Source organism: Leucobacter manosquensis (assembly GCF_018304845.1).
Lineage (GTDB): Bacteria > Actinomycetota > Actinomycetes > Actinomycetales > Microbacteriaceae > Leucobacter > Leucobacter alluvii.
Genome location: NZ_JAFEVO010000001.1, coordinates 2,018,154 through 2,030,711 on the forward strand (window position 1 = coordinate 2,018,154; position 12,558 = coordinate 2,030,711).

Annotated in this window: 14 protein-coding genes; 7 read left to right on the forward strand and 7 right to left on the reverse strand. The window is 59.1% G+C overall.

Annotated features, from left to right (window positions below; genetic code table 11):
• Positions 1–38 precede the first annotated feature (38 nt).
• Positions 39–407 (forward strand): VOC family protein, encoded by a 369-nt coding sequence (locus JSQ98_RS09395; protein WP_211649424.1) that lies wholly within the window; start codon positions 39–41, stop codon positions 405–407.
• A gap of 583 nt (positions 408–990) precedes the next feature.
• Here the strand turns inward: JSQ98_RS09395 and JSQ98_RS09400 are convergent.
• Entirely contained in the window at positions 991–2,067 is a 1,077-nt protein-coding gene (locus tag JSQ98_RS09400) for a fatty acid desaturase family protein (protein WP_211650490.1), read from the reverse strand.
• A 444-nt stretch (positions 2,068–2,511) separates the two neighbouring features.
• Positions 2,512–2,865: a DUF7882 family protein gene (locus JSQ98_RS15560; RefSeq protein ID WP_488153838.1), complete on the reverse strand. Its 354-nt coding sequence runs from the start codon at positions 2,863–2,865 to the stop codon at positions 2,512–2,514.
• Between the two features lie 268 nt (positions 2,866–3,133).
• Between JSQ98_RS15560 and JSQ98_RS09405 the strand changes: the two genes are divergently transcribed.
• Positions 3,134–3,568: a hypothetical protein gene (locus tag JSQ98_RS09405; protein ID WP_211649425.1), complete on the forward strand. Its 435-nt coding sequence runs from the start codon at positions 3,134–3,136 to the stop codon at positions 3,566–3,568.
• Positions 3,569–3,807: 239 nt separating this feature from the next.
• Positions 3,808–4,410 (forward strand): DUF488 domain-containing protein, encoded by a 603-nt coding sequence (locus JSQ98_RS09410; RefSeq protein WP_346728765.1) that lies wholly within the window; start codon positions 3,808–3,810, stop codon positions 4,408–4,410.
• A 172-nt stretch (positions 4,411–4,582) separates the two neighbouring features.
• On the opposite strand, the gene JSQ98_RS09415 is transcribed toward JSQ98_RS09410, so the two are convergent.
• From JSQ98_RS09415 to JSQ98_RS09435, 5 genes are all read right to left on the reverse strand, one after another.
• Positions 4,583–5,530: a GGDEF domain-containing protein gene (locus JSQ98_RS09415; protein WP_211649426.1), complete on the reverse strand. Its 948-nt coding sequence runs from the start codon at positions 5,528–5,530 to the stop codon at positions 4,583–4,585.
• A gap of 264 nt (positions 5,531–5,794) precedes the next feature.
• Positions 5,795–5,956: a DUF2871 family protein gene (locus JSQ98_RS09420; protein WP_211649427.1), complete on the reverse strand. Its 162-nt coding sequence runs from the start codon at positions 5,954–5,956 to the stop codon at positions 5,795–5,797.
• Positions 5,957–5,984: 28 nt separating this feature from the next.
• Positions 5,985–6,602, reverse strand: a complete 618-nt coding sequence (locus JSQ98_RS09425; protein ID WP_211649428.1) for a response regulator — start codon at positions 6,600–6,602, stop codon at positions 5,985–5,987.
• Entirely contained in the window at positions 6,599–7,891 is a 1,293-nt protein-coding gene (locus JSQ98_RS09430; protein ID WP_211649430.1) for a sensor histidine kinase, read from the reverse strand. The genes JSQ98_RS09425 and JSQ98_RS09430 overlap by 4 nt, the downstream gene beginning before the upstream one ends.
• A complete protein-coding gene (locus JSQ98_RS09435) occupies positions 7,857–9,956 on the reverse strand; it encodes an MMPL family transporter (RefSeq protein ID WP_211649432.1) in 2,100 nt (699 codons plus the stop codon). Before JSQ98_RS09435 ends, JSQ98_RS09430 begins: the two co-directional genes overlap by 35 nt.
• 433 nt (positions 9,957–10,389) lie before the next feature.
• Between JSQ98_RS09435 and JSQ98_RS09440 the strand changes: the two genes are divergently transcribed.
• The 4 genes from JSQ98_RS09440 (at position 10,390) to JSQ98_RS09455 (ending at position 12,511) form a co-directional block, all read left to right on the forward strand.
• Positions 10,390–10,587, forward strand: a complete 198-nt coding sequence (locus JSQ98_RS09440; RefSeq protein WP_211649434.1) for a DUF5708 family protein — start codon at positions 10,390–10,392, stop codon at positions 10,585–10,587.
• Complete coding sequence (locus JSQ98_RS09445; protein WP_211649435.1) at positions 10,587–11,105, forward strand: TetR/AcrR family transcriptional regulator; 519 nt, start codon at positions 10,587–10,589, stop codon at positions 11,103–11,105. The genes JSQ98_RS09440 and JSQ98_RS09445 overlap by 1 nt, the downstream gene beginning before the upstream one ends.
• 97 nt (positions 11,106–11,202) lie before the next feature.
• Positions 11,203–11,532, forward strand: coding sequence for a DUF7882 family protein (locus tag JSQ98_RS09450; RefSeq protein WP_211649436.1), 330 nt, complete (start codon positions 11,203–11,205; stop codon positions 11,530–11,532).
• Between the two features lie 223 nt (positions 11,533–11,755).
• Positions 11,756–12,511, forward strand: a complete 756-nt coding sequence (locus JSQ98_RS09455; protein WP_211649437.1) for a formylglycine-generating enzyme family protein — start codon at positions 11,756–11,758, stop codon at positions 12,509–12,511.
• Positions 12,512–12,558: the final 47 nt, after the last annotated feature.

Genomic DNA, 12,558 nt, shown 5'->3' on the forward strand with positions numbered 1-12,558 from the left:
TGGTACATGTCAGTATTCTTACAACGAAAGAGGACATTATGGCCGCTACTGGGCCCGACTTCATCTCCCTGCAAGTTCGCGATCGTGACGCGTCACAGGCGTTTTACGAGCAGTACCTCGGCCTCGTCCGCTCACAGACAGGACCTCCCCACGCAGTAGTCTTCGAAACGAAGCCGATCGCGTTTGCGCTCCGCGATCGCGCCTCCGGTGTCGACCTCGACACCGCACCATGTCCGGGCGTTGGTGCGGCCATTTGGTTCCATGCCGCTGACGCCCAGGCGATCCACGATGCTCTTGTCGCCGACGGTCACAAGATCGTGGCTGCTCCACTCGACGGACCATTCGGTCGCACTTTCACATTTGCAGACCTTGACGGGTATCACATCACCCTCCACGACCGTGCCTGATCGCTTCAGTCGGCGATCTCGCGGTGTTCGGCGGCGACCCCGTTACAACCGCGCCGGATGATCTCCCCACACTGCCGGTACGTATGGACAGTCGTGGACGGTGTCATTACGTTTCAGGAGTACACAACAGTGGTGTGAACACTGCTGAGCTCGTCGTCACTGACACAAGCCTGTTTTCTCCCTGCTTCCCGCCGGATTAGATCGCGTGTGACTCCACAGCCGTCGAAGTCTGAATCTCAGAGATAAACGCCCTGTTGGAGCTCCTAACGGCGATCGTGAGCAGCTCCAGAAAGAACTCCATTCTCACGGCTCGGATTCACCATTCGTGAACACGGTCAAAGGACCGACCGGTGTCAACGGGTTTGGCTACGAGTTCGGGGTGTTTTGGTGGAAGAGAGAGATTAGCAATGTAACGACCAGCACTACGATTCCGACGACCGCTACCCAGAGGAGGCCATCGATGAGAAACCACACGCGATCATCACAACTGCCACGAGAAACAGAAGAATGAGGAGGATGTGCATGCCCGTACGGTACTCGGATCGCTTCTCGAGCAACAGGCCCTCAGAGGATCGATTGAGAATTACGCTTTGCGGTATTGCGCGGTGATCGGGCAGTCGAACGGATCGCGTGCCGCCAGGCCGACCCGGTTCAGGTAGTCCACGACGATCGCGTACGAGCGCCACAGCGACGTCTCCGTGTACGGCACGTCGAGGGTGCGGCAGTGCTCGCGCACGATCGCCCGCGCTTTCGACAGGTGCGGGCGCGCCATGCTCGGGAAGAGGTGATGCTCCACCTGGTAGTTCAATCCGCCCATGAGCCAGGTCGCCCACCATCCGCCGCGAATGTTGCGCGACGTGCGCACCTGCTTCGAGAAGAAATCGAGCTTCGCATCGTGCGCGATGACCGGCATGCCCTTGTGGTTGGGCGCGAACGAGGCTCCCATGTACACGCCGAAGACGGCGAGCTGCACGCCGAGGAAGGCGAACGCCATACCGATGGGGAGCATCAGGAAGACGGGCACGAGCACGATGGCGAAGCGCGCGAAGATGATTGCGAGCTCCGTCCAGCGCCCGTTGACCGGCTCCTTGCTGAACAGGTACTTGAAGCTGTGGAAGTGCAGGTTCAAGCCTTCGAGCGTCAGCAGTGGGAAGAAGAACCAGCCCTGACGCTTGGTGATCGCCCGGACGAACCCGCGCGCCTGCACGGCATCCTCCTCGATGAACGAGATCGTGTCGACCTCGATGTCTGGATCCTTGCCGACCTTGTTCGGGTTCGCGTGATGCCTGCTGTGCTTCGAGTCCCACCAGGAGTAGCTCATGCCGATTGCTCCGGCGAGCCAGCGTGCGAGCCGATCGTTCGCCGGGCCCGACGCCAGGATCTGGCGGTGCGCCGCTTCGTGCGCGAGGAAGGCGATCTGCGTGAAGATGATGCCGAGAGCGCCCGCGATGAGCAGCTGGAACCAGCTGTCGCCCAGCAGGATGAACCCGGTGACGGCCCCGCCGAGGGCCACGGTGATGGCCAGCGCCACGGAGGCGTAGAACCAGTGCGCGCGGCGCAGCAGCCCTGATTCGCGTACGACCTGCGATACCCGCGTATACGCCTTGGCGATCGGAGGGAAGTCGGTCGCGCGAGCCCGCGTCGGCTGCAGTCGACCCATTCCTTCGAGGGTGGGGTTCTGTTCAGTCATTACTGGCACCGTTTCCACTTGTTCGCTGCACCATATTGGCTCTGCCCTAACCTGTAAGAAATCACTTCGCACTGAGTCGCGCGGAATGGCTCATGGACGACGTGCAGAGTTTCGGAAGTGTTTGGAAAGGCGAATGGCCGCCTCGCCATGGGTAACGAGACGACCATCAGCCGATTCGTCGCATTTCGCAGACGTGCGCTTCCGGAAGTGCGACAGTTCTAAGTATCGTGTCCTTCGTCAGGCAAGGACACCCCCTTGATTCGTGGTGGAAGCTAGCCCAGAAGAACAGTAAACAGTCGCTACTGGAGGCATCTCGGCCCTACATTCCGCTGCGCACACGGAGCGAAAACAAGACGTAGATCGCCACAACTACTCAGAAAGTTCATTACGGCATTGAGAACTTCGTTGACCGGTTTACTTGTCGGTTCGCATGCTGCCCGGGTACCTGTTGCCCGTCGCTTCCGCTTCAGCCAACGTTCCATCCTCTTTCGTGACGATGAGCCCTGCGGTCGAGTTGGCCGATTCACCAAGTCGCAGCAACCAGTCCTTGTTGATCTCTGGGACACGGCTTCCGAGGAACTTAAATGTGATGGTGGTCTGTGGGGAAACCCAGATTGCGGTACGGCCGTCTCGTGCGCTTGCGCTGTCCTTCCAGGACATTAAGATGGCTTCTTCTCGCATGAGTTTTTGCACGATGATGATCTGCAGATGAGAGAGGACTCTGTCGTCAAAGTGTGTGGTTAGACCGTCATATCGGATTGATCCCAAGAGAGCTCCTGTTCATACGCAGGTAGCTGTAAGGAGGCTCCCCGCAGAACGCTGCCAAGTACCCAAATCGAACCGCGACTCCTACATCGGCGGTAGTACTTGACATTGGGCGACTTTGAGAGCGTTCGCGGCGTTCTCGGCGCAATAGCGCTGCTCCAAATGAAGTGGATCACGATTCTCTCCTCGCCGTATTGCGTCTGTGCGGCGCACGAATGGCTTTCCCCTCATGCTCACGCCATGATCGATAGGAGAGACAAAAGGAGAGAAGTTGAAGACCACCGTCTGGTACTGCGACGCGTGTCATGAAGAAATCTATGACTTGCTCGATGCACTAGTCACATGGCGAATAACGGACGCTCACAAGGCGTCTGGTTTCGCGATCACACACCAAGGGCCGTGCGACATCGACGCAAACGAGCTCTCTCTTGAGCTCACTGAGTTCCTTGGTGAAGACGGGTTAGAGCGCCTTCTCGCGCTGCTTTCCCACGGCCCGTTCTTGAACACGGCAGAGCAACCAAAAATCGCGGATATGGACGCCTTTGTCGATTTTTTCCGACGATTGCAGACCCCCGGATACGAAGAGGCTCGCCTGTACTTCGATCACCCGACCGTCAAGCAGCAAGTGTCGGAAGCGAACGGATACGCCCCCTATACAAGGCGATGCCTCGAATGGATTATCGACACGGGACGCGCGTCAAATTAGCATCAGCAGTCTCAAGCAATTGAGAAACATCGTGTCTAGGGAGCGCATGAAGGTGTTTTCCGAGAAGTCCACTCCCGCACCGCTGCCCTTTCGGTTCATCGACATTCAAGATGTCGCTGTTTTGCATCAAGTTAATTCAACCTAAACTTGAACTTTATGGTTCCCCCAAGCTCACGTGACTAGTCGTGAATATCACGAACGAGGCATTTCGGGAGAATCTCAATGTGACAAATTGCTGTGTGATCGTGAACAAGGCCCGCATTATCTCAATGAAAAGGAATCAGCTCAAGGTGAGCAGTGATCTACGGCGGTCGTTTCTGACGATCGGGCACTCCAACCTCTCCCTTGATGAGTTCCTTGACCTCCTTACAGACAACAAAATCCATCGAGTCGTTGACGTTCGCAAGTTACCGGGTTCGACGAAGTACCCTCAGTTCAACGAAGGAGCTCTTCGCGACTCTCTTGCTGCGCAGGGAATTCAGTTGGTTCGGTTTGAAGGTCTTACTGGTCGGCGACCGGTCAGCAAAGTGGTCCCGTTCGAGGTGAATTCATGGTGGGAAAACCGAAGTTTCCACAATTATGCAGACCACGCACTGTCGAAGGAATTCGAAGAAGCGTTCATGGAGCTGTACGAACAACGCACCTCTCATCGTTCGGTCCTGATGTGTGCAGAGGCCGTGTGGTGGCGATGCCATCGACGGATCATCGCAGACCATCTTTTGGCTCAAGGGAAAAGAGTTTGGCACATTCTTGGTAAGAATCAAGTGAAGCCTGCTGAGCTGAGCCCTGGTGCCAGAGTCTCCGACGGTGCTGTCACATATCCAGCTCGCAAACCCAGTTAAAGCGGTCGGATCACGGTTTCACAGTGAGAATCCTTCGCTCCGAACTTCGAAGGAAAACTGATGTGACGGGAGAAAGGAAAGACCTGATCTCGCCGTCATCTTCTCCCAGCGCCGGCCTTCTACGCACCGTGTTATGGGGGGCTACTAGCATCCTCCGTGGCCTTCCGGAGTTTCATCCTCGGAGGCTTCTACCGTTTCGTTTGTCGGCGTACATCGCAGTATCTGCCGATTTCAACGCTTGCTCGATCGTCACGTCGGCCGGTGTAGCAGCGGCATACCCGCTCGCAGCAGAAAGTCCGGCAGAAGCAAGAGCATGGCGGAAGGGACCGAAATGCCGTTCCATCGATTGCGGCGAGACACCGTTGGACAGGATCGCAAATTCATCGCCTCCGATCCGGGCAATCCTGTCCGAAGGGGCACTCGCACGCTTGAGTGCCGCAGCAGCTTGTTGAAGGAGCCGATCGCCGGCGTCATGCCCATGTTGATCATTGACGCTTTTCAAATTATCGAGATCGAATAGAGCGACCGCTATGGGATCTCCGAATGCTGTCAGGCGTTCCTGCGCATCCGCTATGACACGATTCCATCCGCGCCGATTCAGCGCCCCAGTCAGCTCGTCAGACTGCGCTAACGCTTCAGCAACTGCCACTTTGCGTCGTTCGCGGTCCACCACTCGTGAAAGCTTGAGTTGAGTTGACAGCATTTCGCTGACAAGTCGTACGAGCTCTTCGTCTACGTATTCATCAGCCACTAGTGGAGCGCGACGGACTCCGCAGAGAACACCAAACAACTCATCTGTGTCGTCTTCGATGACATAGCCCACGTACGCACCCACCTTTTGAGCTGCCTGCAGATCTGCGTAGTCAGGATCGGTACGCGCGTCACGCACAACATGAGCTGCCCCTCTCGCCATCCGGCTGCAGAACGTCTTATTCCACTCAATACGGTCGCCCGCAGCGATAAGTTGCTGATGATGCACATGGACATGCACCTGCTCACCATTGGTAACACGCGAGAGAGACCAATCCGTGAGCGGCGTGTTAGCTGCCAGATACTCAACGACTTCTCGTGCCGACCGAGTGAATTCCTCTGCACCTTTAATTGGAAGGTGGGACTCCATGAAGACGCCCACCTTTCCAAGAAGCCAGACTCCACTCGCGCCAGGATATTCGATCGCATTACGGCAACGCCACCACGCCTGCAAAACACTGTCTACATGGAGAACGCTCATATCAGCCCGAGTTAGACCCGCAACCGTACTCGCCGACACAGAGCTGGTCTACAACATCGACAGGTCTGACGGCTGCGTATCCATCGCGGCTAAGGCCGTGGACGTCGGACGGAAGTGCCGTCTGCACCGAAGAGCCATACCCGCCGCTGACTGTCACAGTAGGTATGTCGGTGTGAGGAGGTGCGTCTGTGCCAACCCGAGCCGCGTGAACTTCCCTTCAGGGAAGCCGTTGACCTTCGTGAACTCACGGTAGAAGAGTCCGGAGGCGACTCCGGCGAGCATGTAGATGAATGCGGCGTTGAGCAGCGTCTTCACAGCAGGGATTCCTATCGAACGTCAGGTACTAAATGAGGCCGGATTCTTGGGCCAGGTGTATGGCACGAGAGCGGCTGTCGACGTTGAGTTTGGTGAAGATGTGCGCGATATGACTCTTCACTGTCGCCTCCGTTACGAATAGGGCGCTGGCGATGTCTTTGTTCGAGGCTCCCGTCGACATGAGGCGCAGCACCTCGATTTCCCGAACGGTGAGGCGTGGAGGCGGGTTTCGCATGCCTTTGAGCACGCGGTGTGCGAGGTCAGGGGCGAGGAACATGTCCCCGCGCGCTGCGCGTTGAAGGCCTTCGACAATGACTTCCGGTGCGACGTCTTTGAGGAGGTACCCGGTGGCGCCGGCCTCGATGGCGCCGAGGATCTCGGCGTCGCGATTGAAAGTAGTGAGAATGAGTACAGCCGGGGCGGGGTCGAGTGCGCGCAGAGCAGCAGTGGTCTGGATGCCGTTCATCCCGTCTCCGAGACGGAGGTCGCAGAGCACGACATCCGGGTGCAGGTGGTCCGCGAGGAGGATGGCTTCCTCACCAGTTGCAACCTCACCGACAACGTGCACGGTATCGGTGTTGAGTACGGCGCGAAGTCCGCTGCGGACGACGGGATGGTCATCAACGAGCAATACGGTGGTGGTCATGCCATCTCCTCGGGTGTTGGCTCGATGTTCGCCGCTGGGCCGGTGTTGTGAAAGATCGGGAGATGAATGGAGATCGCGGTGCCCTCCCCCGAAGTGCTTTCGATATCGATGCCACCGCCGAGTTCTCGTAACCGTGCTCGCATGAAGCGGAGCCCGTAGCTGGTGGACACACTTCCAGGTTGCGCGCTCTGCTCCCAGACGGGGACGTTGAACCCTGCTCCGTTGTCAGCGATGTCGAGTCGGACCGTTCGGTCTGCGTCGATCAGGCTCACGGCAACGCGAGTCGCACCGGCGTGGAGGCGGACGTTTGCGAGGGCCGACTGGGCAGAGCGCAATAGCGCCACTTCCACCTCGATAGGAAGCGTCGGCAGCCCGGTATCGACGTGCAACTCACCGTGGAGCCCCGTCTCATCTTGGAATCGGTCAAGCATGCGTTGGAGTGCTGCAGCGAGGGCGTTGTCCTCGAGTTCGGCGGGTGCGAGCGCGGAGACGATCCGTCGCACATCGGCGAGACTGTCGCCTGCAAGCCCCTCCACCTGTTCGAGCGTGCGTGCGACCTCTGCGTCCGTGGCGCGTGCAGCACTGGCGTGGGCGAGGAGACGGATAGATGAAAGTGCCTGTGCGATGGTGTCGTGTATGTCGCGGGAGATTCGGGTGCGTTCCGCGATCGCACCCGATTGTCGCTGCGCGAGAGCGAGTTCGTCCTGCAGACCGGCCATCTCCTGCTGAGCGCGCCTGAGCGAGTCGACGAGGCGTTCACGCTCAGCCGCGTCACGGAGGAGCTGAAGATAGCCGCGTGAGATCCCGAATGCGAAAATACCGCCGATGAGCGGCCCAAATACGATCGCGTAGTTGGTGAGACCGTGGTGGAGGATTGGTGCGATGATCACCACGGCTAGGACCAGTGTCGAGAACAATAGGCCCCAGCGGATCGGGAGCAGGTGACCGGCGAGCAGCCAGAGCAGGAACGCGACCCACACGAATTCTGCTGAAACCGTGACCACGGCAATCCAGATCCCAGCAAATCCGACCAGCCACCACACTACGGCCCGGCGCGAGTGAGTTCGGGAAGGCAGGATCGTACCGGCGGTATGCCAAGCGAGAATCGCGATGCCTGCGATGATGGCCGCTGACACCGAGGTGCCATCACCTATAGCACGAATGGTGCCAATCAGAGATAAGAGTGCGGCGATGCCGTGTTGCCCGATCTCCATCGCCCGCACCGTGGGGCCAGCCGGAGCTGGCTCCACGGTCTCAGTGCGTATCAACGGCGCGTTCACGAGGTTCATGCGTCAATTCTCCCTGCCGCGCAACGAACTTCCCCGGCCACCAGATGCGATCACCCAGGAGACTGAAGATCGCGGGCACGATCACCGTGCGAACCACCAGGGTGTCGACGAGCACTCCTACGCCTACGATCAAGCCGAGCTGACCGAGCGTGACCAGCGGCAATACGCCGAGCGCAGCGAATACTGCCGCGAGGACGATGCCAGCGCTCGTGATAACGCCACCGGTGTGGGCGACCGCCTCGACCATGCCTTCCCGGGTGCCACGCAGATGAGCTTCTGCGCGGGCGCGGTGCACGAGGAAAATCGTGTAGTCAATACCGAGTGCGACAAGGAAGAGGAACGCGAGCAGTGGTACTTGCAGGTCGAGTGCGTGTTGACCGAACAGGACTCGGCTCAGCCAGGCACCGGCACCGATCGCGGCGACCGCGCTCGCGAGGTTCACCGTCAGCAGCAGCACTGGTGCGAGGACTGAACGCAGCAGAACTAGGAGCACGAGGAAGCTCACTGCGAGCACGAGCGGCGCGACCAACCAGAAATCTTGCAGATTCCCGATGCGAGAGTCGAGGTCGGTGGCGACCGCACCACCCACGACCGCGTCCGACCCGGGCACCTCATGCACCACGTCTCGCAGTTGCGTGATCTGGTCCAAGCTTTGATCAGTGCTCGGCGCGTACTCGCTGGTCACCATGATCTTCGTGAGCGACTCGTCATCTGTGGTTCCGATCGGATGCGCACGGACGACGCCTGCAACACCTCCCACAGCATCGAGCACTTCATCAGCCTCCGTTGTATTGGACACGATGAAGATCGGCTGCGCCTCACCGGCCGGGAAATGGTCGGAGAGAATTTCGAGACCGGTCGCAGACTCAGACTGCACTCGGAATTTCTCGACCTGGTCGAGCCCAACCGAAGTGCCGAAAAGGCCGGTCATCATTACCGCGAGTAGCGCTGTACCAGCCAGGAGGCTCGCGATCGGGCGTCGTACTACGCCTGATGCGATGCTCCGCCATGCACGGCCCTGCCTCGGCGTCTCACCGGGGCGGGGCACGAACGGCCAGAATACTTTTCTTCCGCATACGGCCAACAGTGGTGGGAGCAGGAACAGCACTCCGGCGAGGGCGATCAGCAACCCGATCGCGGAGGAAATCCCAAGTCCGTGGGTGCCGGGGATCACGGCGAGCACGAGCGTCAGCAACGCGAGCACAACGGTAACGTTCGACGCGAGAATCGCAGGGACCGTCTTCCGCCATGCCGCACTCAGCGCCTGTCGATGATCCTCAGTGCTGTGCAGCTCCTCTCGATATCGGGATATCAGCAGGAGTGCATAGTTCGTGCCCGCGCCGAAGACGAGCACGCTGATGATGCCCGCATCGAACTGCAGATCCCATGCAGCGCCTGCCGCGGCTGTCACGCGACCCGCGAGCCCATCCGCGAGGCCGACGGCGACAAGCGGTATCAACCACAGCACGGGTGACCGATAGGTCACAATGAGCAAGATCGCGACAATCAGGACCGTCACTAGTAGCAGGGTGAAGTCTGCGCCCTCGAACGATGCCGCTACATCCGCGCCGAACGCCGGACCACCGGTCACCTGCAAGGTCATGCCCGTCGGCGCGTGGTCAGCGATATCGGCACGCAGTGCTTTGATCACTGCTGCTGTGTCCGTACTAGTTTCACCGACTGTGATCGGCGCGATGAGGACCGCTGCCTCACCGTCTTCGCTCACCGTCGGACCGGTTGATTCCGCGTCAGTACGGGTATCAAGTACGCGAAGAAGTCCTTCGAGAGTTGCGGTCTCTTCGGAAGAGAGTTTCGCACCGTCATCGCGGGTCGCGACGACGAGCACCGACTGGCGGTCTGCATTCGGGAACTTCGCCATGAGTTCGCTCGTGCGTGCGGATTCAGAATTCTTCGGTGCCTGATCGTTGCTCGCTGGCGCTTGAGCGGACCCGAAGGCACCAAAGAGCGCAACCATGATGAAGAGGACGAGGCCGAGCGAGACCCAGGCACCAGTCCGGGAAGTCAATCGGACGGAAATTGGTGTGCGAACACGAGAAGTTGCCATGTCATCAACTTCATCAGGCATCGCGTTAGTGAACATCGTGGACAAGGTTGAATCGAATCTCAACCTTTTGGACGATGACAGCAGTCATGCCAACAAAGCTGGGGCATGTTCTCGGAGAAAATGTAACCGCCCGTCCTGCGAGCGAGGACGGGCGGTGTGCTTGCATCAGGTCAGGATTGTTTTTGATGTGCCTTGCGGCCTCTTCCTCCTTGAGCCTCGCCGATACCGGCTCGACCTGTTTAGGTGGTTGTACATAAGCCGGTGCTCCTCAGCGATCAACGACCTATCTGCAGGCTCTCTGTCCAGTAACAGAACGTCGGCGTCATGCATCGCTCACGCTCGGTTCTGCTAGATGCCCATTGACCCCACGTTGACAACGCCTCACACCGGCCTATACGGTCGTACTGTACATTCGTATTGAGAGAGGGAAACTATGAGCAAGCACGCGTGGGCACTCGTTGTCGGTGTAGTCATGATCGTCGGGGGGCTGGTGATATTCTTCGCTTTCCTTGACGTCGAAACCCCTGTCGTCGGCTTGCGACAAGTCGGCCTGGTACTCGCAGTGCTCGGCGTGATCGAGATCGTGGCGACCACGTGGTCGATGGTCGGGTCCCGACGAACACGAGACTGATGACAGTCCCCCACTTACTCGACGGCGTGCTGACTGTCCTCGCCGAACAAGGCGTCGGAGCCCTCAGCGTCCGTACGGTTGCCGCGGCGGCGGGTGTATCCCCAGCACAAGTACAGTATTACTACCGAACGAAAAGCGAACTGGTGCGGGCCGGTTTCGATTACGCGGGAGAGCAGTTTCTCGCGGACGTGGTCGCCGCGCAGCCCGTCACACTCATGGACTTCGTACAGCAGTGGCTCCCCCTGGACGATCGACGCGAGCGCCGCGCTCGAGTCTGGCTCGCCTACGCCGCGATCTCAGCTGCCGACCCGGAGCTCGCCGCCGCCTCGGCTGAACTCGATGAAGAACTTCGGCGATGGTTCATCGGCCGAAAACTCTCAGACCACGCGGCATCGCAGCTCTTCGCAATGATCGACGGAGTCACGGTACAGTGCCTCATGCTGCCCCAATCAGAACGCCGGCCGCTCGTCGAGCGCACACTAATACCCTTCATATTGGGTCTTGAGGCGAACTCTTAACGCTTCCAACGCGCCGGAGCGGGAAGGTCTACACAACTACAACTACAACTACAACTACAACTCACATCGCGACATAGAAGATGTGAGAATGGCGGTCATGGGGTACATAAAGCATGCTGGGCGTGACTACGAGTTCGAGGATCGACTACTGGCTCACCTACAGATGGTCATTGGACAAAAACTCAAGAAGCAAGAGTGCTTCTTTCTGAGCTGGCAAAAGCCCCACGATCAAGGCGAAGGCCGCATGTCGATCTGGATCTCGCCGTACACGACGACGGCGTTCCATTTCTCTGGGAGTAAGGAGCCTGAGCTCAGCAAAGTGTGGGTCCGCGCGCTCAACGCCCTGGCGCACACTCCGCGCGGACTGATCGCGATCAGCGAGGAGGAGGCGGAGCGGTTCGCAAAGAATAACCCCGACCTGATTTGAACGGCAAGAAAGCCGCCCCTCCCGAAGCTCTGGGAGGGGCGGCTTCGTCGTTCCCAGGCTTATGTATGGGGTACACGGTGGACCGGGACGACACCAGAGTTCTGGAACAAATATTGGAACGCGCCGAGACCTTGGGAAGTCTGAATGCGTCTCGCAAACGGCGGTTCATCGACACCTACATCCGGCAATCATGCATCTTCAGCATGGCGCTTAAGATTCATACATGGACGTGGTCTCGATTCCCGGCGGAACGGTGACTTTGAAGGACGCTCGCCGATCGACCGAACGCTCCGTCGCGCTTCTGCCATTCATGATCAGTGCGGTCCCAGTGCGAGCGAGAGAGTTCGACCCGGATTCGCCTGACACCTCGCGATCGGCTGGGCCCGATTCCCCTGCATCCGGTGTTCGCTGGCTGGACGCCATTGCCTGGTGCAACTCGGCTTCCAATGCGGAAGGACTTGAGATGGCCTATACGACCAACGAGGGTGCTGTTCGCCGGAATGCCACGGCGGACGGATACCGGTTGCCCACAGAAGCCGAATGGGTTTACGCCAGCATGGGAGGCCAGACGAGGCCACGATACGGTGAGCTCATTCACATCGGATGGACTGCGCTCGATGGCGTGGATGGTCCTCAGCCAGTGGGCGATAAGACTGCAAACGGGTTCGGATTGTTCGACACCATCGGAAACGTTTGGGAATGGTGCTGGGACCGCGTCGACCCGGCACGGTATGCCGACTATCGGCTACTCCAAGGCGGAGGCTGGGCCGATCCCGAATGGAGTTGCCGGGTCGGCGTGCGACGCGGCAATGCTCCTGACGCCATTGTGGAGGATGTCGGCTTTCGCGTGGCCCGGGGACGCGTGGCCCAGGGGGCAGACATCAATGGTGGGCAGGGGTGGTCTGAAGCCTCAGATCGGAATCGCGCCGACGTCGCTCGCCTTCTTTCGCTGGGATGGACGCCGTTGAAAAGTGATTGATCAAACTCAGCAGTAAGGGTCGACCCACTGAGCAGCAAGGGCGGGCG